Origin of the sequence: Lachnoclostridium sp. An118, assembly GCF_002160985.1 — a bacterium.
Lineage (GTDB): Bacteria > Bacillota > Clostridia > Lachnospirales > Lachnospiraceae > Claveliimonas > Claveliimonas stercoravium.
The window spans coordinates 57,624-81,527 of record NZ_NFLQ01000015.1 but is presented as its reverse complement, the minus strand read 5'-3'; the positions used below and the strand labels follow the sequence as shown (position 1 = coordinate 81,527).

Annotated in this window: 22 protein-coding genes; 2 read left to right on the top strand and 20 right to left on the bottom strand. The window is 54.0% G+C overall.

Annotated elements, in window-relative coordinates:
* The first annotated feature begins 71 nt into the window (after window positions 1-71).
* A complete protein-coding gene (locus B5E62_RS12675) occupies window positions 72-1,757 on the top strand; it encodes an ABC transporter ATP-binding protein (protein WP_087174911.1) in 1,686 nt (561 codons plus the stop codon).
* A 1-nt stretch (window position 1,758) separates the two neighbouring features.
* Here the strand turns inward: B5E62_RS12675 and B5E62_RS12670 are convergent, their stop codons facing one another.
* The 16 genes from B5E62_RS12670 to B5E62_RS12595 all read right to left on the bottom strand — a co-directional run bounded on the left by B5E62_RS12670 (window position 1,759) and on the right by B5E62_RS12595 (window position 15,658).
* Complete coding sequence (locus tag B5E62_RS12670; protein WP_087174910.1) at window positions 1,759-2,298, bottom strand: histidine phosphatase family protein; 540 nt, start codon at window positions 2,296-2,298, stop codon at window positions 1,759-1,761.
* Between the two features lie 5 nt (window positions 2,299-2,303).
* The gene (locus tag B5E62_RS12665; RefSeq protein WP_087174909.1) at window positions 2,304-3,185 is read right to left on the bottom strand and encodes an FKBP-type peptidyl-prolyl cis-trans isomerase; all 882 of its coding nucleotides are present in this window, start codon (window positions 3,183-3,185) and stop codon (window positions 2,304-2,306) included.
* A gap of 124 nt (window positions 3,186-3,309) precedes the next feature.
* Window positions 3,310-4,050 carry a metallophosphoesterase gene (locus B5E62_RS12660; RefSeq protein ID WP_087174908.1) on the bottom strand — a complete coding sequence of 247 codons (741 nt, stop codon included), beginning with the start codon at window positions 4,048-4,050 and terminating at the stop codon, window positions 3,310-3,312.
* A 53-nt stretch (window positions 4,051-4,103) separates the two neighbouring features.
* Complete coding sequence (locus B5E62_RS12655) at window positions 4,104-4,376, bottom strand: hypothetical protein (RefSeq protein ID WP_087174907.1); 273 nt, start codon at window positions 4,374-4,376, stop codon at window positions 4,104-4,106.
* A gap of 4 nt (window positions 4,377-4,380) precedes the next feature.
* Entirely contained in the window at window positions 4,381-4,902 is a 522-nt protein-coding gene (locus B5E62_RS12650; protein WP_087174906.1) for a DUF1653 domain-containing protein, read from the bottom strand.
* Between the two features lie 17 nt (window positions 4,903-4,919).
* On the bottom strand, window positions 4,920-5,288 hold the full coding sequence (locus B5E62_RS12645) for an SAM-dependent methyltransferase (RefSeq protein ID WP_087174905.1): 369 nt from the start codon (window positions 5,286-5,288) through the stop codon (window positions 4,920-4,922).
* A 3-nt stretch (window positions 5,289-5,291) separates the two neighbouring features.
* Entirely contained in the window at window positions 5,292-5,777 is a 486-nt protein-coding gene (gene thpR, locus B5E62_RS12640) for an RNA 2',3'-cyclic phosphodiesterase (protein ID WP_087174904.1), read from the bottom strand.
* A 49-nt stretch (window positions 5,778-5,826) separates the two neighbouring features.
* The gene (locus B5E62_RS17580) at window positions 5,827-6,960 is read right to left on the bottom strand and encodes a YfcE family phosphodiesterase (RefSeq protein ID WP_330398129.1); all 1,134 of its coding nucleotides are present in this window, start codon (window positions 6,958-6,960) and stop codon (window positions 5,827-5,829) included.
* A gap of 19 nt (window positions 6,961-6,979) precedes the next feature.
* Window positions 6,980-7,807 carry a TrmH family RNA methyltransferase gene (locus tag B5E62_RS12630; RefSeq protein WP_087174903.1) on the bottom strand — a complete coding sequence of 276 codons (828 nt, stop codon included), beginning with the start codon at window positions 7,805-7,807 and terminating at the stop codon, window positions 6,980-6,982.
* A gap of 88 nt (window positions 7,808-7,895) precedes the next feature.
* A complete protein-coding gene (locus B5E62_RS12625; protein WP_087174902.1) occupies window positions 7,896-8,156 on the bottom strand; it encodes a DUF1294 domain-containing protein in 261 nt (86 codons plus the stop codon).
* 85 nt (window positions 8,157-8,241) lie between these two features.
* On the bottom strand, window positions 8,242-9,726 hold the full coding sequence (locus tag B5E62_RS12620; RefSeq protein ID WP_087174901.1) for an AAA family ATPase: 1,485 nt from the start codon (window positions 9,724-9,726) through the stop codon (window positions 8,242-8,244).
* 72 nt (window positions 9,727-9,798) lie between these two features.
* The gene (locus B5E62_RS12615) at window positions 9,799-10,779 is read right to left on the bottom strand and encodes a P1 family peptidase (protein WP_087174900.1); all 981 of its coding nucleotides are present in this window, start codon (window positions 10,777-10,779) and stop codon (window positions 9,799-9,801) included.
* A 19-nt stretch (window positions 10,780-10,798) separates the two neighbouring features.
* Window positions 10,799-12,262, bottom strand: coding sequence for a 4Fe-4S dicluster domain-containing protein (locus tag B5E62_RS12610; protein ID WP_087174925.1), 1,464 nt, complete (start codon window positions 12,260-12,262; stop codon window positions 10,799-10,801).
* A gap of 89 nt (window positions 12,263-12,351) precedes the next feature.
* A complete protein-coding gene (gene recQ / locus B5E62_RS12605; RefSeq protein WP_087174899.1) occupies window positions 12,352-14,208 on the bottom strand; it encodes a DNA helicase RecQ in 1,857 nt (618 codons plus the stop codon).
* Window positions 14,209-14,751: an O-acetyl-ADP-ribose deacetylase gene (locus tag B5E62_RS12600; RefSeq protein ID WP_087174898.1), complete on the bottom strand. Its 543-nt coding sequence runs from the start codon at window positions 14,749-14,751 to the stop codon at window positions 14,209-14,211.
* A 34-nt stretch (window positions 14,752-14,785) separates the two neighbouring features.
* The gene (locus B5E62_RS12595) at window positions 14,786-15,658 is read right to left on the bottom strand and encodes a helix-turn-helix domain-containing protein (RefSeq protein ID WP_162610307.1); all 873 of its coding nucleotides are present in this window, start codon (window positions 15,656-15,658) and stop codon (window positions 14,786-14,788) included.
* 152 nt (window positions 15,659-15,810) lie between these two features.
* Between B5E62_RS12595 and B5E62_RS12590 the strand changes: the two genes are divergently transcribed.
* The gene (locus tag B5E62_RS12590) at window positions 15,811-17,286 is read left to right on the top strand and encodes a sulfatase-like hydrolase/transferase (protein WP_330398127.1); all 1,476 of its coding nucleotides are present in this window, start codon (window positions 15,811-15,813) and stop codon (window positions 17,284-17,286) included.
* 73 nt (window positions 17,287-17,359) lie between these two features.
* Here the strand turns inward: B5E62_RS12590 and ppdK are convergent, their stop codons facing one another.
* The 4 genes from ppdK to B5E62_RS12570 form a co-directional block, all read right to left on the bottom strand.
* Window positions 17,360-19,993: a pyruvate, phosphate dikinase gene (gene ppdK, locus B5E62_RS12585; protein ID WP_087174896.1), complete on the bottom strand. Its 2,634-nt coding sequence runs from the start codon at window positions 19,991-19,993 to the stop codon at window positions 17,360-17,362.
* Between the two features lie 164 nt (window positions 19,994-20,157).
* Window positions 20,158-21,567 carry an aminopeptidase gene (locus B5E62_RS12580; protein ID WP_087174895.1) on the bottom strand — a complete coding sequence of 470 codons (1,410 nt, stop codon included), beginning with the start codon at window positions 21,565-21,567 and terminating at the stop codon, window positions 20,158-20,160.
* A gap of 133 nt (window positions 21,568-21,700) precedes the next feature.
* Window positions 21,701-22,468, bottom strand: coding sequence for an REP-associated tyrosine transposase (locus B5E62_RS12575; protein ID WP_087174894.1), 768 nt, complete (start codon window positions 22,466-22,468; stop codon window positions 21,701-21,703).
* 116 nt (window positions 22,469-22,584) lie between these two features.
* Complete coding sequence (locus tag B5E62_RS12570; protein WP_087174924.1) at window positions 22,585-23,781, bottom strand: glycine C-acetyltransferase; 1,197 nt, start codon at window positions 23,779-23,781, stop codon at window positions 22,585-22,587.
* Window positions 23,782-23,904: the final 123 nt, after the last annotated feature.

Below are 23,904 nucleotides of genomic sequence, written 5' to 3'. Positions count from 1 at the left end.
AGATTGCCTTTTGGCAGTTTTATTTTTACCTATATACATACATGCTACATGTATAAATAAAGGAGGAATTTATGAGACCTTATATAAAACAAAATAAAATTTTATTTGCATTGACACTTTTCACAAGCGTGATCGCCTCTTTAGGGTATGTTTTCATGGCTGTCCTTCTCCAGCAGCTGCTTGATATAGCTGTTGAAAGAGATATCCGGCAGTTTCTGCAGATTGTTGTATTTTCCATTGCCTATTTTGCGCTGCTGGGGATGTTTCTCTATCTCCAGTCTCTGCTCAGCAAAAAGGTGGTTTGCCGGATCATTTACCAGATCCGCTCAGATATGTTCCGGGGAACGATGGCTCGGAATATGGAAGATTTTTACAGGAAAAATACCGCGGATTACATTTCTGTCATGACAAATGATGTGAAAATGCTGGAGGAGAATTTTCTGCTGCCTCTTTTCGAGGTCGTGCAGTACACGGTCATATTCATCTCCTCCTTTGTGCTGATGATCTGCTTTGACCTCATTGTCACAATTTTTGTAACCATGGCAATTGCAGTCATGTTCCTCATTCCAGGTCTGCTTGGCAGGTCGCTGGAGATAAGGCAGAACAGCTTTTCCTCCAAGCTGGCAGCCTTCACAGTCAGCCTGAAAGACATTCTGTCCGGATTTGAGGTCATAAAGTCCTATTCCATGAAAGAGTACGCCGCGCAGAGATTTGACAGAGAAAATAAAGAGACAGCCCGGTCTAAATACAGCGTTGACAGGCTGCTCGCGCTAAACGAAGGGGTGTCCGCATTTCTCTCCCTTATGGTTCAGATCGTAGTCCTTTTTCTATCCGCGTATTTTATCATTACCGGACGCATAACTGTGGGAACCCTGTTAGGCATGGTACAGGTGAGCAGCAATCTGGCCAACCCTCTTGTCATGATATTTACGAACATTCCCAAGATGAAAAGCATGCAGCCGATCATCGAAAAGCTGAAAGAGACAGCAAATTTCCCTGCGGCTCTGTCCAGGAAAGGAGTCCCGGCCTCCTGTCAGAACTGCATATGCGCAAACGAGCTTTCCTTTTCTTACGACGGTCAGAAGGAGGTCTTATCCGGTGTGAACTGTACCATTGAAAGAGGAAAGAAATATGTCCTTGTCGGGAAGAGCGGCTGCGGAAAGAGTACACTTATCAAGCTTTTGTCCGGCTGCTACTCCACATACAGAGGGGAAATCCTGTATGACAATACGGAGCTTCACAGGACAGACCCGGATACGGTGGCACAGCTGTCATCGACGATCCATCAGAATATTTACATGTTTGACGAGTCCATATACGATAACATCTGCTTGCATGAGGACTATCCCGGGGAAATGATCAAAAAAGCCACGGATGAGAGCGGACTGACCGAATTCCTGTCAGGGCTTCCGGAGGGCCTGCAGTATCAGGTCGGAGAAAACGGTTCAAACCTCTCCGGCGGGCAGAAGCAGCGGATCGCAGTCGCCCGCGCCCTGATCAGGAGCAAGCCCATCCTCATATTAGATGAGGGTACTTCCGCCATTGACAGGCAGACAGCGTATGATATTGAAAACAGATTGTTAAAGCTGCAGGATCTGACTCTCATCACAGTCACTCACCATCTGGATGAGGACCTGCTGAAAAAGTATGACAAAATCCTTTATATGGAAAACGGGTGCATTAAAGAAGAGGGCGCTTTTGAGTCTCTCATCAGCGTCCCCTCCCGTTTTGCAGCATATTTTCAGTTAAAGAAATAACTTAGAATACATACCTGCGCACTGCGCAGTTTTCCACACCAAAGGCAGCGTACTCCGCATTTGTCATATCAAAAAAATAGGACTGGATCACTCTGGAAATCCCGTTGTGTGCCACCAGGATATAGGTCTTTTCCTCTGCCTCTGCCTTAATCTCGTCCAGCAGGTCATAGACTCTCTGGGCCAGCTGCAGCATGGACTCCCCGCCGTCATAGCGGCAGCAGAAGTCCTCCTTCGCCTTCTGGAACTCGGCTCCGTGTCGGGATGTCCCCTCCCACTTTCCAAAATTCTGCTCCCTCAGGCGGGGCTCCATCCGCCGGGGGATCTTGGTGATCTCCGAGATGTGGCGGGCTGTCTCAGCCGTCCGGACAAGGGGGGAGTACAGGATTTCATCGGCCTGTATCCCCTCCGCCAGTATCTTCTCTCCAGTCTCAACGGCCTGCCGGTGTCCCAGCTCTGTCAGCTCAATATCCGTGGCGCCGCAGATTTTATTCTCCACATTCCACACAGTCTGTCCGTGGCGGACAAAATATACGCATCCCATCCTGCCTATCTTACCTCCACCAGCTCGATCCGGAAGTTCAGCTCCCTGCCCGCCATCTCGTGGTTGGCATCAAAGGTGACCGTGGTCTCATCCTTAGCCACCACCTTCACCGGGAATGGCTGTCCGTATGGATTGGTCAGATACACCTGCTGCCCTGCCTCCAATTCTTCTGAGCCCGGGAGCTGGGCAATCTCAACTGTAAAGACAGCGCTGGGGTCCGGCATGCCGTAGGCCTCCTCCGGCATCAGGTGGACATCCACCACCTGTCCCACCTCCATGTCAGCCACAGCCTGATCAAATCCCCGGATCATCTGGCCTGCGCCGCAGATAAATTCCAGCGGCTCTCCCCTGTCATAGGAAGAGTCGAACTGGGTCCCGTCATCGAAGGTCCCTCTGTAGTGGGTGCGGCATGTCTTTCCCACATTACGCCCGGTGATGGCCGGCTGTGAGCCGCATCCGCCCGCGCAGCCGCCACCGCAGCCTGACCCGCAGCCACCGCCGCAGGAATGCCCCTCTTCAGCCTCTCCGTGCTCTCCGCAGTCGTGCTCCTCCCCGTGATGGTGGTCACAGTTTGCCCCTGTGGAGACAAGCTCTCCTCTCAGATAGGCCTCCACTGCCTGGTCCGTGTCTCCCTCGGCGCCGGCGCACAGCTCCACGCCCGCCTCCTTAAGGGCTGCCTGGGCTCCCTCGCCGATGCCGCCGCAGATCAGCACATCCACCGACTGGTCTGCCAGAAGTCCGGCCAGCGCGCTATGGCCGGTGCCGTTGGAGCTAAGTATCTCGCTGGAAACCACCTTGCCATCTTCCGCCTGGTACACTTTAAAAGCTTCTGTCCTTCCAAAATGCTGAAATATGTTTCCCTTATCATAGGTCACTGCTATTTTCATCTTCAAAATCCTCCCTGTTGTTTTCCAGCCTATTTTATCACATGGAGCCGCCTTTTTGAACGGATTTTTCACGGCAGGAGACCAAAACGTCCCCAAAAGGAAAACCGGCTTGCAGGGTTTCCCCCTAAGGCAGCACCTCCGCCGGCCGGAAGCCCAGACAATCGCCCGACACCAGCATGTACCGGATACCCCGGTATTCTCCCCGGATGCTGTCCCCGAAGCGGCTCTCCCCGTGACAGTGGGAGTACACGACAGCGGTCACCTGATACTCTTCCGCTATCTCTGTGAAGGGGGAAGTCTCCTCCAGTATGCTGGTGGGCGGGTAGTGCAGGAACATAATGAACTTCCGGTAACCAGCATCCCGGGCCTGCGAAAAAGAGCTGCGCAGCCGGGTCATCTCCCTTGCCACCAGCTTCTTTGCCCGGGCCTCGCTCTCTTCATCCCATCCCAGGATGCGGCCCCTGCCGTCCAGATAGAAGGGGCCCTCAAATGTGCAGCCCTTCGTTCCCACCAGGGCGTGATCCTGGTATACCGCAAAATTATTCTGGAGGAAAAAAAGCCTACCCTTAAATTCTTCATTCAGACTCTCCGTCTTCTTTGCGTCCCAGAACATATCGTGGTTTCCCCGAAGAAGGATCTTGCGGCCGGGAAGCCTCTCTATAAACGCCAGGTCCTCCCGGCACTCGGGCAGCTTCCTCCCCCAGGAGTGGTCGCCGGTGAGCACAAGTGTATCCTCCGGCTTTACGATCTGCCGGACATACTTCTCAATCTTGCGCTCATGGTGCCGCCACACTCTCCCGAATTTATCCATGGATCTGTCGGCCTGAAAGCTCAGATGCAGGTCTCCTAATGCGTAGAGCGCCATAAAGGCTCACCTCCCCTTTTCTTGCTTCTTTCTGCTGCTTCTGTCTTCTGACTCTACAGTCCATTCCTGTACACATCATTCATCACTGCCTGGGCCTGCTCCATCTCCTTCTTCTGCATGATCTGCTGCCTGTCGCTTAAGATTGCCAGCATCTCATCCACCAGGTCCTCGATCCTGGGATTGCCGACCCGGTGCAGATATCCCAGCATCCTGCCTGCTGTGAAGTCTGTATTCATATTTTTGCAGGCGATCTCAGCGCAGAACTCCTTCGGATATCCCTTCTCAAGGAGGAGCCTGTACAGCTCCTTTGTCTTTTCCTGTGCCACCGTCTCACACCTCCAGCTTCTCAAACCGGTATGTCTGCTTTACATCCGGATACTTCTCTCTGTCCACCAGACTCATGAACATGGCGTAAGGCCTGGCGCAGATCTTAAACGGGGCGTACAGAGCCTGGTAGATCACCAGACGCTCCCCCGTCTCCGTGTGCTGCGCAAAGGCAAGCACCTTGTAGAGATACTCTGATGTCTCCTGAGACACCCACTCCCTCTTAAAATGCCGCACAATGTCGCCTGCCCGGATATCCCTCTTTGGAGCCCTTTCCCCGGTCTTCTCCCCGGCCGTCTCGCCACCCGGCTCTGCATTTTCCTCATCTGGCTCTTTGTTTTCCTCATCATCCGGCTCAGGCTCTGTGTCCAGCTCCATATACTCATCCTTATCCAGGGAAACCGGGATTCCCGACTTCCCGGTAATGTGCACGCCCCCGTACCAGGTGCCTGTTATCTCAAAAATGTCGCCAATGTCATATTCTGAATTGAACTCGTCATTCTTCTTTATGATCCTGATCCTGGCCATATTGTCCTCCTTTATAGTCACTGAAAATAAATCCGGTCCACCTGCTCAGGAACCGGAAAATGCTCCGCATCCGCCAGCTCAAACTCTGTTCTCTCCGCCCGGGCTGCCGTCCTCGCATTGTCCCGCGCCTTTTCAAATATCCTCTCGTCGTACTCCACGCCAATCGTCCGGCACCCTGTCTGCCAGGCCAGAAAGAAATCCACCCGCCCCTTGCCGCAGCCGTAATCCAGCAGTGTGTTCCTCTTCCGGATATACCCGGAATTGGCCAGCCTCTCCAGCACAGAGTAGGGCGTGGGCTCATAGGGATACCGGTACTGGTCCGCCTGCGAGTCGTCCCGCCCGGCTGTCCGTATCTTTAAAAGCCTGTCCCACTTGTCTTCATCCATGCCCTATAGCTCCCGGTAAACCACTTTTCCGTTCTTCGTCTCCGATTTCATGAGAGACGCTCTCTCCACCGTCATCTCTGCCTTCGGGAGATGGACCTGGTAGGGCTTTTGGGCGGAAATCTTCCGGACCAGCGTGATGTGGGGCACAAACCTGTCATTTTCAAAGGGAATCCCATTCTCCTTCAGGGCCTCCCTCAGCTCCTTCACATAGGCCTTCAGCTTCTGGTTTCCCTTCACCCCGGCCCACAGGATGTTGCCGAAATTCCCCTTCTCGGAGAGGGCCAGCCTGAAGCCGGGCAGAGGCACCTTCCCGATCACTTCCTTTACCTTTCCCGGATCGTCATACTCCCCGATAAAGGCCAGCGTCATGTGCAGGTTCTGGGCGGGGACATAGTTTCCCTCCACCCCCTGCTTCTTCAGATCGTGCATGCAGGACACCAGGGCCTTCTGCATGCCGTCGGAGAGACGTATGGCGATAAACAGTCTCATAGTGAACACTTCCTTTCCTACTCTGTTTTTCTCCTATATCACTGGATTGTCAATCCAAATCCTCTTTCCGCAACAAGACATTGAGCCATGCCTCGCCGCTCCTTCCATGTCTCACATCCTCTGTCAGCCACATCCTCTCCAGAGACAGCTCCTCCAGCCGCCCGCTGAAGGCCTGAAAGGACTCCTCGGTAAAGTCTGTAAAATGCCGCCCCCTCCTCTCCCCCTCAAAGGAACCGTATTTAAAGGATGCGTAGAGGATCCCGCCGCCTTTCAGAGCCCTGCTCATCCTCTGAAAAACATCCCCAAGTTCGTCCTTTGACAGGTGGAGGACAGAGGCGCAGGCCCAGATCCCATCGTATTTTTTCTCCTCCCTCAGCTCCTGAAAACGCATCTGTCTTACGGGAATCCCCGCAAGCTCTTCCGCCGCCCTGCACATTTTGACAGAACCGTCCGCTGCCTCCACGCGGTATCCCCTTTTCAGGAAATATTTCGCGTCTCTTCCTGACCCGCAGCCAAAATCCAGGATCAGCGCCTTCTCCGGGAGAAGATCAAGGAAGATATCCTGGATTTCCGAGAGATCAGCTCCGGCTGTGTCAGACAGGAACTCCTCCGCGTGCCTGTCATAGTATCCTATGGTGGTATCTGCCCCGCAATCTGGCCTGTCATCTGCTCCGTGTTCTTTCTCCTGCCTCCGCCTCCCTGGGCCTTTATCCAGGACGGCTTCGTGGGGAATATCGATCCTCTCCACATGCCAGCCGTCCTCCCGGACAGTCAGGACTGCCATGGTGATATCCTGGTTGAACCGCCTCTTTCCGCAGCTCCCCGGATTAAGCCAGAGACGCCCGTCCCGGATTTCCTCCAGATATTTGTGGGAATGTCCGAAAATAACAATCTGCCTGTCGCCCAAATCCTCCGGGATATCTCTCTTGCTGTGCACCATATAGAAATTCATCCCGGCCAGGCTGAACTCCTGATAAAGGGGAAGGGACCGGGCCCACTCCTTGTCATTGTTCCCCCTCACAATATAAAAGGGCACGTCCGGAGACGCTGCGTCCTTCATCTCATCAATGACCTTCCGGGAATTGATATCCCCCGCATGGAGCACTGCCTCACATGTCCCGATGATCTTCTTCACCTCCGGGCGCAGAAGCCCGTGAGTGTCCGAAAGCACTGCTATCCGCATCTCATCTTCCTCCTTCCAGTCATCTTCCCAGCTCCCAGAAGGCTACCGCGCTGGCAGCCGCCACATTCAGGGAGTCCACGCCGTGACTCATGGGGATCTTGATGGTGTGATCCGAGGCGGCTATGGTCTCCTCCTGCAGTCCCTCCCCCTCGGTCCCGAGAATGAGGGCCAGCTTTTCTTCCTGACGGAGGACCGGGTCGTCGATGTCCACGGACTCATCGTGGAGAGCCATGGAGGCAGTGGAAAATCCCAGGGATTTCAGATAGTCCATCCCCTCCCGTGGCCAGGCCCCCGCCTCCTCTTCCCCCAGGAAGGTCCAGGGGATCTGGAAGACCGTCCCCATGCTGACCCGGGCCGCCCTCCGGTACAGAGGGTTGCTGCACCCCGGCGTCAGGAGGACTGCGTCCATATTGAGAGCAGCCGCAGACCGGATGATGGCGCCTACGTTAGTGGGATTCATGACATTTTCCAGGACGGCGATGCGGCGCGCGTCCCTGCACAGCTCCTCCACCCGGGGCAGAGGCCTGCGGCGCATGGCGCAGAGAAGTCCCCGGGTCAGCTTGTATCCGGTGAGCTGTGTCAACACCTCAAAGGGTGCCGTGTAAACCGGGATATCCGGGCATCTTTCAAGCACCTCCCGCGCCTCCCCGTTTATATGTCTGTCCTCTGTCAGAATGGAGACCGGCTCATAGCCTGCGTCCAGGGCCCTCCTGACGACCTTGGGGCTCTCTGCGATGAAAAGCCCATCCTGCGGCCTGTCCCTGTTCAGGAGCTGGGCCTCCGTCAGCCGGGCATAGACGTCCAGCTCCCCTGCGGAAAGATCCCTGATCTCTATTGTATTCCCCATAGCCGTATGTCTCCTCTGTTTTTCTGTCTATATTTCGTCTTCTTTCCCTGTTCGGTCCGTCCTTCTCCCGGCAGCTTCAGGCAGGGCTTTAGAAGAAGAGCAAAAGCACTATCTGGGCTGCCAGCAGCACCGGGATGGCCCGGAACAAAGGCTTCCTTGTCTTGTGGTGAAACAGGTGCATGCCCGCCAGAGCTCCGGCGGCCCCTCCTATGAGGGCCAGTCCCAGCAGAGTGGCCTCCGGGATCCGGTACTTGTGTCTGACAGCCTTCCTCTTGTCAATCCCAAATGCCGCAAACGCAGCTATATTGACCAGGATCAGATAGCAGGCTGTCCAGTTTAAATCTGTCATACTCTGTCCGCTCTCTCCTTTCGGATAGCAGAACAGTCCGGAAATCCATATTCATTCCGGACTGTTCCCTTTTATTTTTCCGCGATCACCCGAGGAGCCTTCGCACCATTTTAGCATCAAACGTGACAGACCTCACATGGTCCACCTCAATCTGATACAGAGCGTTGGCGGCAATGTGCTCCGCAGCCTGTTCCAGGTCCCGGATACCGCTCGTGTTCCTGTGCAGGTCAATGACAGCCTCCAGGCCGTCCTGTGTCAGGCTGCACTCCTCCTTCTCCATGCCGATCCTCTTCAGCACCTTCGGGAGGGCGTATTCTGAGAAGATGACCTTCTTCTCCTCCGGCGTGTAGTCCGGTATCTCGATGACGGCAAACCTGGACATGAGAGGCGCACTGATCTGCTCCCTGTCGTTGGCGGTGGCGATGGGATATACGCCCACCGTGGGGATCATGCACTCGATATAGTTGTCCGTAAATCCCAGGTTGTCCAGGAGGGTCAGGAGCACATCCGCCGGATTGCCGTTCCCTTTCCCTGCAGCCGCCTTGTCCAGCTCATTGATGATAAAGACCAGGTTGGACTCCCCTGCCATGGAAAAGGCATCCATGATGATCCCGGGCTTGGCGTTGGCGTAGATCCTGGAGCTTCCGGTGAGCTGCTCCGGGTCATTGATGGAGCTCATATCCAGGGTAGTCCAGGGCAGCTTCAGTATCCTGGCCACTGCATAGGCGATCTGGGACTTTCCCGTCCCGGCAGGCCCGATAAGCAGCAGGCCGTAGGCGGGCAGGGTATGGGTCCTGTTTATCTGGATGATGGTCTCGATGATACGCTGCTTCACCTGCTCCATGCCGTAGAGCTCCTCATCCAGGATACGGCGGGCCTCCACCGGGTCGATGGACTCAAAATAGTTCCCCTTCCACTGGATGTTCATCATAATAGAGAGCGCTCTCTGGGCATGGCGACGCTCCTCTGCGGACACCTCGTTGGACCGGGCTACAGCCAGGTTCCTCCTGGCCCAGAGCCGGATGTTGTCGGGCAGGGTCCTCCCCGCACAGTTCATGAAATCCGTAATGCTCTGGATGCTGGTCAGCTTCATGCTGTCCCCAGTCTCCTCCTCGTCCTCATCGGGCTCCTCCTCCGAGGGCGCATCGCTGGAGAGAAGGCGCTCGATCATAAACTGCAGGAATCCATCCTCTGCTGACAGCTTGGCTCCCCCTCCAAAAGCAATCTCACGTATCTTGTACACAGCGTAGCCGTCCTCCCGGACCACACCGGAGAGGCGCACGTTGATGTGGTTCTCCCCCAGCCATTTCAGCAGGCTCACAAAGCGGGCGTCGATCTGCAGGATATCCGCGCTGACTGTGCCCTCCTCCGTCTTAAACTCAAAGGCTGTCTTCCGGACCGGGTTGGTAAAAGCGCCGTTTGAGTGGTGCTTCAGCTTTCCGGCGCTGTTGTCCAGCACGAGCATGGGATGCTCAGGCCCCGCCTGAGAGTGGCTGGAGTAAAAGACTGTATAGGTACACCGGGGAGCCTTTGACTCCTCCGGCGTGTTATTGAAATCAAATACTGGCATAGTATCCCCCTGTCTTTTCTTCTGTTTTTCCTACAGTTTACCATATTGACGCGGGGAGCACAATCTGCTGTTCTATGAAATGTCCTCCCAGGCAGGAAGCCCATAAGCGCTCCGGGCGCTTTTCACTGCCGCGGTGATGGCCTCGCTCATCACCTCCGCTGCCAGCGTTCCCACCAAATCCTGGTCTGCAGACACTTTCTTCCCCTCAGCGTCTCTCACTGAGACGGCGTAAATGCTGTCTCCGTCCGCTGTGGTGTGGACCGGTCTTATGGAGCGGGCGTAGCCGTCTTGGGCCATGCCCGCGATCTTACAGAGAGAAGCCTTCTGGAAATCGGCATTTGTGATGACAACGCCGATCGTCGTATTACCCGTAAATTTATTCTCTACTGTCCGGGTATCCGCATACATCAGGTCCTCTGTCCGGCGGAAGGAGCGCCTGTCCTCCGCCAGCAGACCGGCCAGCTTCTGGCCGCTTCTCCAGTCGTAGATATCGCCCAGGGCGTTGACAGCCACCACGGCACCCACCTGGAGCTCTCCGACCTGAAGGGCACAGCTGCCGATACCGGACTTCATGCAGTAGTCCATGCCCGCAAATTTCCCCACAGTGGCACCGCAGCCCGCGCCATAGTTTCCGTCTCTGTAGTTTTCCTCCTCAGCCCGCAGGCAGGCCTCATAGCCCATGGCCCGGTCCGGCCTGACTCCGGGATCACCCGCTGTGAGGTCAAAAAGGTCCGACTGGCAAACAAGGGGAACCTTCGTCACTCCCACGTCAAATCCAATCCCTCTCTCCTCCAGATACTGCATCACGCCATCGGCAGCTCCCAGCCCAAAGGCGCTTCCCCCGGCCAGCACGATGGCATGGATCTCCTGGGCAGCCGCCAGGGGCTTCAGAAGCTCTGACTCTCTGGACGCAGGACCGCCGCCCCGCACGTCCATTCCCGCCGCCATCCCGGCCTCCGAGAGGAAGACCGTACAGCCGGTGCCTCCCTCCGGGTCCTCTGTCTGTCCGATCCTGATGCCTTTGATGTCCTTAATGCTGATCGTTTCCTTCATTTTTCTCCTCCCGTCTCTCCTACCTGTGCATAGAGAAGGATGTCTCGTCGTAATTTTTCAGGTTGTCATAGATGCCCCTGTCATCCGCCTCCTGGATCAGCGCATCCCTTGACTTCTTCGCCAGCATCTGGTCTTTAAAGGAGCTGGGGCCTCCCACGCAGCCGCCCTCGCAGGCCATGCCCTCGATAAAGTCCTCCGGGAGCCGGCCCACCTTTAAGAGGAGCAGCGCCTTCTTGCACTCTGCCGCCCCGTTTGCCCTGCGGACCTTGATATCCGCATCGCTGCCAGATTCCTTCAGACTCTCCAGCACGGCCGCTGTGACGCCGCCGGAATTGCCAAACCGCTTTCCAAATACAGAGGACTCCTGGTACGTATTTTCCGCCGGCTCCAGCCTCACGCCCTTTGCCCGCATCATCGCCCGGATCTCACTGTATGTAAGCACGTAATCTGCGTTTCCCTCAATCTTCTGGTCCACTACCTCGGACTTCTTGGCGATACAGGGGCCGATGAACACAGTCACCGCCTCCGGGTCCTTTGCCTTGATCAGCCTGGACACAGCGCACATGGGGGACACGGTGGTGGACACGGCGCCATCCAGCTCCGGATAGTGCCTGCGCACCATATTGACAAATCCCGGACAGCAGGATGTCACCTTTTTCTTTCCCTCTTCATAGGCTTCCAGCCACTCCTGCGCCTCGCTCTTGGCCGTCAGGTCTCCGCCCAGCCCCACCTCCACAAACTCAGTGAAGCCCAGCTCCCTCATGGCGTTCTGCCAGCTTGCCATGGTGATCTCCTGGCCGAACTGCCCTTCTGTAGCCGGGGCAGCCATGGCATACACATGCTTTCCTGCCCTGATAGCCTCGATCACATCCACGATCCATGTCCTGGATCCGATAGCCCCAAACGGACAGCTGTGGATACATCTTCCGCACCGGATACATTTTTCCTCATCAATGACGGAGATGCCGTACTCATCATAGGAGATAGCGTCCACCGGGCAGCTGAATTTACAGGGACGTTTCAAATGGGCGATGGCATTGTAGGGACATTCCTCGGCGCACCTGCCGCACTCTTTGCACTTGGAGGCATCGATGTGGGTGCGGTGACGCCCCCTCTCGATCGCTCCGAATTTACAGGCATTCATGCATGCCTTTCCCAGACAGTTCTGGCAATTCTCCGTAACTGTATAGCTGGAAATAGGGCAGTCCTCACAGGCGGAGCTGATGACCTGGATCACATTCCCGTCGTCCACCGGTCCCGGTGCCTTCCCTTCCGCCAGCCTCACTCTCTGCCGGATGATCTCCCTCTCCTTGTAGATACAGCAGCGGAACTGAGCCGTGGGTCCCGGTATCAGGGTAAATGGGATGTCTTCCTTTCTCTCTTCCAGCTCCCCCGCAAAGGCAAGCCTCGCCACCTCCTCCAGTACTGCATGTTTGATCTTGATCACATTCGCGTCTGCGTATTTCACTGTTCTCTCCTCCATGATTCTCATTCATTTTGTGATGTCAGATGCCCGGATGCCGTTTTCCTATTCTTTAATCATAACATGATGCCGGCGATTTTCCCAGCAGTTTACGGTCCATAGCCAAGAAGGACCTTCAGGAACGCCTCCCCATACTGCTTTACCTTTTTCTCCCCCATTCCATTTACATCCAGCAGCTCCTCCTGGCTGCGGGGCCTCCTGACACACATATCCCTCAGAGTCTTATCCGAGGCCACCATATAAGGAGGGATCCTTTTCCTGCCAGCAAGCAGCATGCGCGTTTTTCTCAGCTCCTCAAAGAGCGCCTGCTGCCCTTCGGTCAGGTCAGCCACCTGGTCAGACCGGCCTCCCGGGGCCCCGGACGCCTTCGTCTTCCTCCCCGCCTTCTCCTCTTCCCTCTTATAAGAAATGCAGAAGGGCTGCGTCTGCTCCAGCAGTCTTTCCGAGCTCTCTGTCAGCCTCAGAAGTGAATACTTATCTTTTGACTGACAGAGGTACCCTCTCTCCAGCATGGTGCGGATCACATCCTGCACGCGGGCCTTTCCCAGCTTGCTCTGCTTTCCGTAGACAGGGCTCTTATCCATGCCTCTGTCCCGTATCCTGGCTGTGCTCTCTCCCAGGAGTGTGCCCGCGATCATGCTCTGGCCAAATCGCTGACCGCAGGCACGCACACACCGGACCACATCAGCAGCCGCCTCCGTGGCGTCCATCTGCTCAAATTCCGTCATACAATTTCCGCAGCTTGCGCAACTGTCCTCCGCACTTTCTCCGAAATAGCGGAGAATGTATGCGCGCAGGCATCCTGTGGTGGTACAGTAGCCCTCCATTTTCCGCAGCCGCACCGCGTCCTGCTCACGTATCATCCTCCTCTCCTCTTCTGTGTACTCCTCATCCAGCTCCCTGCTCTCCAGCAGAAGCCGCCCGATCATAGTGTCCTGCGGTGAGTAGTAGAGGATGCACTCCGCCGGCTCTCCGTCACGGCCGGCCCTCCCGGCCTCCTGGTAATAATTCTCCATGCTCTGGGGCATATGATAGTGGAGCACAAATCGGACATTGGACTTGTCAATGCCCATCCCGAAGGCATTGGTGGCAATGATCACACGGGTGCGGTCATATATGAAGTCCTCCTGGCTCCGCCTCCTCGCGTCGGCACTCATGCCGGCATGGTATCTCCCTACGGAAAACCCGGCATTTTCCAGCCAGAGATACAGCTCATCCACCGCTTTTCTCGTGGCACAGTAAATAATCCCGCTCTCCCGGCTGTGCTCTGCCAGGTACCGGCGCACCCGCTCCTTCTTATCTCTGGCCCTCTGCACCTCAAAATAAAGATTTGGCCTGTCAAACCCGGCTACCGTCTCACAGGGGCGGACCAGCTCAAGGGAGGTCAGGATATCCTGCCTGACCTTCTCTGTAGCCGTGGCCGTGAAGGCAGAGACCACCGGCCGCAGGGGAAGCTGGCGGACAAAGGAGCGTATCCGTACATAGCTGGGTCTGAAGTCCTGTCCCCACTGGGAAATGCAGTGGGCCTCATCCACAGTGATCATGGATATCTGCGCATGGCAGGCAAAATCCAGGAATCTCCGCGTTTCCAGCCGCTCCGGCGCCACATAGATGAGCTTGTACCGCCCCTCCTTCGCCAGCTCCAGCGCCCTGGCCGTCTGCCTCTCCGAGAGGGAGCTGTTGATATAGGCCGCATGCACTCCCGCCTCATTGAGTGCCTTTACCTGGTCCATCATCAGCGAGATGAGAGGAGAGACAACTATCGCCGTTCCAGGCAGGAGGAGGGCCGGCAGCTGGTAGCAGATGGATTTCCCTGCCCCAGTGGGCATGACAGCCAGCACGTCCCGCCCAGAGAGGATCTGGTCTATGATCTCCTCCTGGCCGGGACGAAAGGTGTCGTATCCAAAATATGTTTTTAATGCGTTCCTCTTCTGCTCTGCTTCCAATCAGTTTCCCTCGCCTTTCCCCATTCTTTTATCCAGCTCGTTTGTATAGATCCGCCAGGTCCTGTCATCAAACAGCACCCACTCGACTAAATCCAGCCTTCCCGGATACTCCCTGACAAATCTTTCAGCCGCGCCCACGGCGATCCTGGCTGCCTCTTCCACAGGAAAATGATACACGCCTGTCGATATGGATGGAAAAGCAATCCTTCTCACACCGTTCTCCACAGCCAGCTCCAGGCAGGACCTGTAGCAGGAGGCCAGCAATTCCCTCTCTCCATGGCCCCCTCCCCGCCAGACTGGCCCCGGCGTGTGTATCACATATTTACATGAAAGTCTGTAAGCCCCTGTAAGCTTCGCCTCCCCGGTGGGGCATCCGTGGAGAGTGCGGCACTCCTCCAGAAGTCCGGGGCCGGCGCTTCGGTGAATGGCGCCATCCACACCTCCTCCCCCCAAAAGGCTTGTATTGGCCGCATTGACAATGGCATCCACATCTGTGATCCCCGTGATATCCCCACGTATGGCCTTCCACTCTGTCCCTTTCATAGCTGCTCCTCCTGTCTCCTTCAGTCTGCCATCATTATACCACAAAAGGCTGTTCCGGACTGCTGCAATATTTTTTTCTGTACTCTGTCGGACACATCCCCATATGCTTTCTGAAAACACGGCTGAAATACAGTGGATTCTGATAACCCAAAAGCTCACTGACCCCGCTGACAGGCTCGGGCAGAGCGAGCAGCTCACAGGCTTTCTCCATCCGCACGCCTGTCAGGTACTGCTGGGGACTGACTCCCATCTGGCGTGTAAACTGCTGTGTAAACCATCTGGGACTCATGCCGCAGGACTTTGCATATTCACTCACGCAGAAGGGCTGGCTGAAATTCTGGTGGAACCAGCGCACCGCCGCCTCCACCTCGGCTGTACGGCGCACTGCCGCGCCTGTCTGGACCGCCCTGTGCCTTGCGAACAGGCTGAGCAGCTGCCTCAGATACGCTTCTGTCAGCTCCTGGAAATGACACTGTTTTACCTGCAGCTCTGCAATGATCTTCTCGAACAGGCAGTCGTATTCCCGGCTGCTGCCCACATAGAAGATATGTCCCTGACTAAATCCCAGTCTTTCCAGCTCACTGTCCACCTCAGTCCCGGCAAAATGGACCCAGTATATATCCGGCTGGTCTGCCAGCTCGTTCCTGTATCTCTGCGGCTCCCCCGGACGGTAAAGGATGATATGTCCCTCCGTGACATGCCGGCACTCTCCATCTGTCCAGTAATCTCCTGCTCCTGACTTCACATAGATGATCTGCCAGTCCTGTCTCCCATCCGGCCGGACAGTCTCCGCCATCTGTCTGCGGAGCAGCCTGAAACGCCCGCAGCTCACCAGCGTCATTTTCTCTTTCCCGTTAAGCCTCACCTGTCCCGGTTCCGGGCACATCCATCCTGTCTGTGTATACATAGTATTGTCCATCCCCCTGAATTCCTGCGGTCACTACCTGGATTTTATCTCTTTTCTTCTGATTTGTCCATATCCCGTTCCCCTTTCACCATGTACACCAAAAGGAATGACCCGTATAATAAAAGAAAAACCAAACAAGGAGTGACACAAAATTGAAGCAATTCATTATGATCATGACAGACACCCAGAGGCTTGATATGGTAAGCTGCTATGAAAACAGCGGCATCTCCACCCCCTGCCTTGATTCCCTGGCCAGGGAGGGGATAAAATTTGACAAAGCCTATACTACGCAGCCTGTGTGCGGTCCGGCAAGGAGCGCCCTTTTCACGGGGCAGTATCCCTGTGTCAACGGCTCCTTTGCCAACTCACTCGCCCTGGGCGCAAATGTAAAGACGATCGGACAGCGCCTGTCTGACCGGGGAATTGCCACCGGTTATATCGGAAAATGGCATCTGGACGGAGGAGACTATTTCGGCCTAGGCGTCTGCCCGGATGGATGGGACCCTGACTACTGGTACGATATGAGGAACTATCTGGACGAGCTGTCAGAAGAAGACAGGCGGAAATCCCGGGACAGCCAGACCATGTACCGGGAGGGCTGGCCTGCCGAAAAAACCTATGCTCACCGCTGCTCAGAGCGCGCGATAGATTATATCAAGGCTCACAGCAAAGAGGACTTTTTCCTCGTGTTGAGCTATGATGAACCGCATGACCCCTCCCTCTGTCCCGAGCCCTATGCCAGCATGTACAGCAATTTCTGCCTCCCCAAGCGGGAAAACGTCTGGGACACGCTGGAGGACAAGCCGTCTCACCAGCAGGCCTGGAGCGGCCCTCGCAGATTTGAAGACCGGGATGCTCTCTCGATCCGGATGAAGGAGCTTTTCGGCTGCAACAGCTTTGTGGACAGTGAGATCGGACGTGTCACAGATGCAGCCAGGGAAATCCTGGGGCAGGATTTCACCATCCTGTACACAAGCGACCACGGAGATATGGCGCAGTCTCACTGTCTCTACGCGAAGGGGCCTGCCGCCTACGAGGAGATCACCCACATCCCTCTCATTCTGTGGGGACAGGGGACTGGAGTGATAGATACGCCTGTTTCACACATTGACGTTGCCGCCACTGTGTGGGATTTCTTCGGCTTTGAAAAGCCCATGATGCTGCAGGGCGAAAGCCTGCTTCCGCTGGTGTGCGGAAAGCTGCAGCCCTCGCGTCGGGATATCTTCATGGAATTCGGGCGCTACGAGATCGACCATGACGGCTTCGGAGGCTGGCAGCCCATGCGCTGTATCTATGACGGGCGCTATAAGCTGGTGATCAACCTCCTGTCTGAGGATGAGTTCTACGACCTGGAGACAGACCCCTTTGAAATGCGCAACCTCATTCTGGAAGAAAACACCTCCGCCGTGAGGGACAATATGATGAAGCGTCTTCTCTCCCACATGGACCAGATACGCGATCCTTTCCGGGGCTACTGGTGGGAACAGCGCTCCTGGTATAAGGACGGGGCATCCCCCTCCTGGGACTACACCGGCTACACCCGGCAGAGGGCGGAACCGGACTATGAAGCTCCGCAGCTGGATTACAATACAGGACTGGTACCGGACAGTCTGGTCAGACGAAAATAAGCTACAGCATATAAAAAGCCCGCCTCATCTCTGAGGCGGGCTTTTCTATTTACCACACTATATTCTGCTGTGATCAGTTCTTCTTCTGTGCGATCGCAGCCTGAGCAGCAGCCAGACGAGCAATCGGTACACGGAACGGTGAGCAGGATACATAGTCAAGACCAAGCTTGTTGCAGAACTCTACAGAGCTCGGGTCTCCACCGTGCTCGCCGCAGATACCTACGTGGAGCTTCGGATTAACCGGTTTTCCAAGGTCGATAGCCATCTTCATCAGCTTGCCAACGCCAACCTGATCCAGTTTTGCGAACGGATCGTTCTCGAAGATCTTAGCATCATAGTAAGCGTCAAGGAACTTACCTGCATCGTCACGGGAGAAGCCGTATGTCATCTGTGTCAGGTCGTTTGTACCGAAGCAGAAGAAATCAGCCTCTGCAGCAATCTCGTCAGCTGTAAGAGCAGCTCTCGGGATCTCGATCATCGTACCAACTTCGTACTCCAGGTCGCTTCCTGCAGCAGCGATCTCAGCGTCAGCTGTCTCAACAACGAATTTCTTCACGTATTTCAGCTCTTTGATATCGCCAACAAGCGGGATCATGATCTCCGGCTGAACCTTCCAGCCCGGATGAGCCTTCTGTACATTGATAGCCGCGCGGATAACAGCCTTTGTCTGCATCTTTGCAATCTCAGGATATGTTACAGCCAGACGGCATCCACGGTGACCCATCATCGGGTTGAACTCATGGAGGCTGTCGATGATCTCTTTGATCCTCTCAACGGATTTGCCCTGAGCCTCTGCCAGCTTCTTGATGTCCTCTTCCTCTGTCGGAACGAACTCATGGAGCGGCGGGTCAAGGAAACGGATCGTTACCGGGTTGCCTTCCAGAGCCTCGTACAGCTTCTCGAAGTCGCTCTGCTGATACGGAAGGACCTTCTCAAGAGCTTTCTCTCTCTCTTCCTCTGTCTCAGCACAGATCATCTCACGGAATGCGTCAATTCTTCCCTCGCCGAAGAACATATGCTCTGTACGGCAAAGTCCGATACCCTCAGCGCCAAGCTCAGCAGCTTTTCTCGCGTCCTCCGGTGTATCTGCATTTGTGCGGACTTTCATTGTCCTGTATTTGTCAGCCCAGTCCATGATACGACCGAACTCACCAGCGATCGTAGCGTCTACTGTCGGGATGATACCGTCGTAGATATTACCTGTGGAACCATCGATAGAGATAGCATCTCCCTCGTGGAACTCTTTTCCACCAAGTGTGAATTTCTTATTTGCCTCGTCCATAACGATGTCACCGCATCCGGATACGCAGCACTCACCCATACCACGGGCAACAACGGCTGCGTGAGATGTCATACCACCGCGGACTGTCAGGATACCCTGAGCAGACTTCATACCTGTGATATCCTCAGGTGATGTCTCAAGACGAACAAGGATAACCTTCTCGCCTCTTGCAGCCCACTCTACAGCGTCATCAGCTGTGAAGACAACCTTACCGCAGGCAGCTCCAGGAGAAGCTCCAAGACCTTTGCCCATAGGAGTAGCAGCCTTCAGTGCAGCAGTGTCAAACTGGGGATGGAGCAGTGTATCCAGGTTACGGGGATCGATCATTGCAACAGCCTCTTCCTCTGTCCTCATTCCCTCGTCAACCAGGTCGCAGGCAATCTTAAGAGCAGCCTGAGCTGTTCTCTTACCGTTACGTGTCTGCAGCATGTACAGCTTGCCGTGCTCTACAGTAAACTCCATGTCCTGCATATCTCTGTAGTGTGTCTCCAGAGTCTTGCATACGCTCTTGAACTGAGCAAATGCCTCCGGGAATTTCTCTTCCATCTCTGCGATGTGCATAGGTGTACGCACGCCGGCAACAACGTCCTCGCCCTGTGCGTTTGTCAGGAACTCACCGAAAAGTCCGTTCTCTCCTGTAGCAGGATCACGCGTGAAGGCAACACCTGTACCACAGTCATCACCCATGTTACCAAATGCCATCATCTGTACGTTGACAGCTGTTCCCCATGAATACGGGATGTCGTTGTCACGACGATATACGTTTGCTCTCGGGTTGTCCCATGAACGGAACACAGCCTTAACAGCTCCGATCAGCTGCTCTTTAGCGTCAGACGGGAAGTCAGAGCCAATCTTCTCTTTGTACTCAGCCTTGAACTGTCCTGCAAGAGTCTTCAGATCCTCTGCTGTCAGGTCAACATCCTGTGTAACACCTTTCTCTTCTTTCATCTTGTCGATAAGCTCTTCAAAGTATTTCTTACCAACTTCCATAACTACATCAGAGTACATCTGGATGAATCTTCTGTAGCAGTCCCAAGCCCAGCGCGGGTTACCGGAAGCCTCTGCCAGAGTCTCAACAACTTCCTCATTTAATCCCAGGTTCAGGATCGTGTCCATCATACCAGGCATGGAAGCTCTTGCACCGGAACGAACGGAAACGAGAAGCGGATTCTCTTTGTCTCCGAATTTCTTTCCTGTGATCTCCTCAAGCTTAGCCATAGCAGCCATGATCTGATCCATGATCTCGTCATTGATCTGTCTTCCGTCCTCGTAGTACTGTGTACAAGCCTCTGTCGTAACGGTAAATCCCTGCGGTACCGGGAGTCCCAGGCCTGTCATCTCAGCGAGGTTGGCGCCTTTTCCGCCAAGAAGGTTTCTCATGGTCGCATTGCCTTCTGTGAACATATAAACCCATTTTGTTGCCATGTTCCAATGACCTCCTAAAATTTTTTCTTTCTAGTAACATCTAGTAATTTGCACATAATATTTTACTGTTTTTGCCATGGTTCGTCAAGTCCTTAACCAGTAAGTTCTCAAATAATATGCACGGGTCCTGCTTTTTCCGAAATGCTCCGTCAAAGCCTGACATATTACATCTCCTGGAGAAATGCTTTATACCCTTTATACGCCTCGTACACATCGGCTTTGCTGGTGATCTCCCAGGGGGCGTGCATGCACAGGACAGCCACGCCGCTGTCAATGACCTCCATGCCGTAATTTGCCATGATATAGGCGATAGTCCCGCCTCCGCCCGCATCTACCTTTCCGAGCTCGGCAAACTGGTAGGCAACATTCCGGTCATCCATAGCCCGCCGGATCTGTGCCAGATACTCCGCATTGGCGTCATTGGAACCGCTTTTTCCCCTGCTTCCGGTAAATTTGTTGAACACAAGCCCCTTGGCAAAGAAGGCAGAGCTTCTCTTTTCAAATACTTCCGCGTACATGGGGTCATAGGCAGCGCTCACGTCAGAGGAGAGCATCTTGGAATTCTGCAGGGCCCGGCGCAGCTTCAGCTCTGACTCGCCCTCACTGAGCGCCAGCACCTCCGCCACCGTGTTTTCAAAAAACCTGGAGTGCATGCCGGTAGCGCCCACACTGCCGATCTCCTCCTTATCTACAAGGATACAGCAGGCGGTCTTTTTCAGATCAGCCGTGTCCATCATGGCGAACAGGGATGTGAATGCGCAGACTCTGTCGTCCTGTCCGTAGGCCATGATCATGCTGCGGTCAAGGCCGCAGTCCCGGGCCCGTCCGGCTGGAACGATCTCCAGCTCTGCGGAGCAGAAATCCTCCTCATCGATATCATAGTTGTCGCGCAGGAGCTGCATGATCTGCTGTTTCACCGCCTCTTTCCCCGCTTTTTCCTTTTCGTCCTCCCCGCCGCTCTCTCCGGACAGGGGTCTGCTGCCCACAAGGAGATCGAGCTTCTCGCCCTCTATGACAATGTTAGCCTTTTTCTCCAGCTGCTTTCCTGCCAGATGGACAAGGAGGTCAGTCACTGCAAAGACAGGCTCATCCTCCTTCTCTCCTATGCAGATATCCACGGCGGCCCCGTCCTTTTTCGCCACTACGCCGTGAAGAGCCAGCGGCAGAGTCACCCACTGGTATTTTTTTATCCCTCCATAATAATGGGTGTCCAGATAGGCCAGCTCCTCGCTTTCATAGAGAGGATTCTGCTTTACGTCAATACGCGGGGAATCAATGTGGGCGCCCAGTATGTTCATTCCCTTCTCCAAAGGCTGTTCTCCCATGTGGAACAGGAGTATGCTCTTGCCCATGCACACCGCATAGACTTTGTCTCCGGCTCTTAGGGATTCTCCCTTCTCAATGACATCTTTTAAATCCCTGTATCCCTTTTCCTCCGCAATGCGGACAGCAGCTTTCACGCACTCCCGCTCCGTCTTGCCCTCATCCAGGCAGCATTTGTATAAATTGTTGATGCGCTCCAGCTCTCCAAGCTGCTCCTGTGTATAGCCAAGCCATGCATTTGTTCTTTCCATCGTTGTAGACCTCCTTTTTGATGATGGGTATAGTATAACACATTTGATGGGGGACGTGATCCTTTTGAAAAGTATTACGTCCGGAATTAAACTAACTGGTGTGCTTTTATGAAATATTCCCCGTGTAATTGTGTCAGTTGTTTTTTACCTGATTTTTTACTTTTGAATATAGAAGTTTAGATTTGCGCTGTGATACATGCAGTGTCTGTTGAATCCTTTCCACATATTCTTCCCGATATTCTTTTTCTTCAAACACCTGGCTGAGATAATTCATCTTTGCCTGCGCATACATTTCTCTTGCGATTCTTTCTGCAATCTCAATCCTCTGCTGCTCCATTTCCTCATAGGTATCCTGGAAAATTTCGTACTTCCTCTTTCCATGGAAATCATCAAAAGACATCCTATCACAAAATCTCTGTTTTACTAGTTGTATACTGTCTGGATGTATCAGCGGATCTTTCCCAGAAAAGAACTCTTTCATACTGCTGAAGCGGTAATCTCCTGCATGCGCCACCATTCCGGCTTTTACCGGGTTCATATGAATATAGCGAAGACAATTCCAGAAATAAGATTCTGTCTCAATACATTCACTTGTAAAACGATTCTGAAACACATGCCCATTACGGTTGTGTTTATAATTATAATAAAATGCGTATTCTGCCAGGATCCTGGCCATGAACAAAGATAAAACCTGAAGCTCTGCCCCTATCATAATATGCACATGATTCGACATGATACAATAGGCATAGATTTTTACTTCATATTTACTCTGATATTTTCTGATAATTTTCTGGAAATATTTCTTTTCTCTTGTCTGATCGAAATTATTTTCCCGGGCTATTCCTTTTCCAACAACGTGGTATATGCCGGTACTACTCTCCTGTCTTTTTCTCTGTGGCAAAATATCTCTCCTCTCACTTGCCACAGGGACATTTCACACAATTACACACCAGTTAGTTTAATTCCGGACGTAATACTCTTGCAAAGTATTACGTCCGGAATTAACGGAATTACATATTACAATCCCATCTCTTCTCTTACTTCGATGAAGCATTTTACGATGAAATCGATATCTTCTTTTGTATGGCTTGCACACACCTGTGTACGGATCCTGGCCTTGCCCTTCGGTACAACCGGGTAGGAGAAGGCAACTACATATACCCCCTTGTCCACCATACGCTTTGCAAATTCTGCTGCTGTCTTCTCATCGTACAGCATGACAGGGACGCAGGGATGTGTGCCCGGGATCACGTCAAAGCCGTTGTCCACAAGAAGTTTTCTGTAGTAAGCTGTCACTTCTTCCAGATGATCCCGAAGTTCTGTGCTCTCATCCAGCATCCTGAACATCTCAATGCTGGCGCCTGCAATAGCGGGAGCAAGGGAGTTGGAGAACAGATACGGACGGCTTCTCTGGCGGAGAAGGTCGATGATCTCCTTGCGGCCGGATGTGTATCCGCCTGATGCTCCGCCGAGGGCTTTTCCAAGAGTACCTGTGATAATGTCCACACGTCCCTGCACGCCGCAGTACTCAGGAGTTCCCCGTCCTGTCTTTCCGACAAATCCGACTGCATGACTGTCATCCACCATGACCAGCGCGTTGTACTGGTCTGCCAGATCGCAGATGCCCTTCAGGTTACAGATAATTCCATCCATGGAGAACACACCGTCTGTAGCGATCAGCTTGATCCTGGCTCCGGCCTCGTCAGCCTCTTTCAGCTTAGCTTCCAGGTCCTCCATGTCGTTGTTTTTATAGCGGTATCTCTTTGCCTTGCACAGGCGCACGCCGTCAATGATGGAAGCATGGTTCAGCTCATCGCTGATCACTGCGTCATCAGCTGTCAGAAGTGTCTCGAAAAGTCCGCCGTTGGCGTCAAAGCAAGAGGAATACAGGATGGTGTCATCTGTTCCAAGGAAATCGGAGATAGTCTTCTCCAGCTCCTTATGGATATCCTGTGTTCCGCAGATGAATCGCACGGATGCCACGCCAAATCCTTTTTCGTCATATGTTTTCTTGGCAGCCTCGATCAGCCTCGGGCTGTCGCCCAGGCCCAGATAGTTATTTGCGCACATGCAGAGGAGCTCTCTTCCATCCTCCATGGTGACTCTTGCCCCCTGCGGAGAAACGAAAGGCGCCTCGCCTTTAAACAGTCCTGCTTCCTTGATTCCCTCCACTTCTTTTGCATAAATGCTTAAAATATCGTCTTTACGTGCCATTTTCTTTTTTCGCTCCTTTACCTTATTATTAATGCAGCTTCCTGCGTACATTTTCATCGCAGCCTATGATGATAGTACGTCCCCTGCGATGCCGTTTCCCGGCACCTTCGGGCCGGCATATCA

Coding starts and splice junctions, on each gene's coding strand:
- B5E62_RS12595 (WP_162610307.1), bottom strand. CDS start 15,658: ATGTATACACAGACAGGATGGATGTGCCCGGAACCGGGACAGGTGAGG.
- B5E62_RS12630 (WP_087174903.1), bottom strand. CDS start 7,807: ATGGGGAATACAATAGAGATCAGGGATCTTTCCGCAGGGGAGCTGGAC.
- B5E62_RS17580 (WP_330398129.1), bottom strand. CDS start 6,960: ATGCGGATAGCAGTGCTTTCGGACACTCACGGGCTTCTGCGCCCGGAG.
- thpR (WP_087174904.1), bottom strand. CDS start 5,777: ATGAGACTGTTTATCGCCATACGTCTCTCCGACGGCATGCAGAAGGCC.
- ppdK (WP_087174896.1), bottom strand. CDS start 19,993: ATGGCAACAAAATGGGTTTATATGTTCACAGAAGGCAATGCGACCATG.
- B5E62_RS12675 (WP_087174911.1), top strand. CDS start 72: ATGAGACCTTATATAAAACAAAATAAAATTTTATTTGCATTGACACTT.
- B5E62_RS12670 (WP_087174910.1), bottom strand. CDS start 2,298: ATGGGATGCGTATATTTTGTCCGCCACGGACAGACTGTGTGGAATGTG.
- B5E62_RS12615 (WP_087174900.1), bottom strand. CDS start 10,779: ATGAAGGAAACGATCAGCATTAAGGACATCAAAGGCATCAGGATCGGA.
- B5E62_RS12645 (WP_087174905.1), bottom strand. CDS start 5,288: ATGGATGAAGACAAGTGGGACAGGCTTTTAAAGATACGGACAGCCGGG.
- B5E62_RS12610 (WP_087174925.1), bottom strand. CDS start 12,262: ATGGAGGAGAGAACAGTGAAATACGCAGACGCGAATGTGATCAAGATC.
- B5E62_RS12570 (WP_087174924.1), bottom strand. CDS start 23,781: ATGGCACGTAAAGACGATATTTTAAGCATTTATGCAAAAGAAGTGGAG.
- B5E62_RS12665 (WP_087174909.1), bottom strand. CDS start 3,185: ATGAAAATAGCAGTGACCTATGATAAGGGAAACATATTTCAGCATTTT.
- B5E62_RS12600 (WP_087174898.1), bottom strand. CDS start 14,751: ATGAAAGGGACAGAGTGGAAGGCCATACGTGGGGATATCACGGGGATC.
- B5E62_RS12650 (WP_087174906.1), bottom strand. CDS start 4,902: ATGGCCAGGATCAGGATCATAAAGAAGAATGACGAGTTCAATTCAGAA.
- B5E62_RS12625 (WP_087174902.1), bottom strand. CDS start 8,156: ATGACAGATTTAAACTGGACAGCCTGCTATCTGATCCTGGTCAATATA.
- B5E62_RS12620 (WP_087174901.1), bottom strand. CDS start 9,726: ATGCCAGTATTTGATTTCAATAACACGCCGGAGGAGTCAAAGGCTCCC.
- B5E62_RS12580 (WP_087174895.1), bottom strand. CDS start 21,567: ATGGAAAGAACAAATGCATGGCTTGGCTATACACAGGAGCAGCTTGGA.
- B5E62_RS12660 (WP_087174908.1), bottom strand. CDS start 4,050: ATGGCGCTCTACGCATTAGGAGACCTGCATCTGAGCTTTCAGGCCGAC.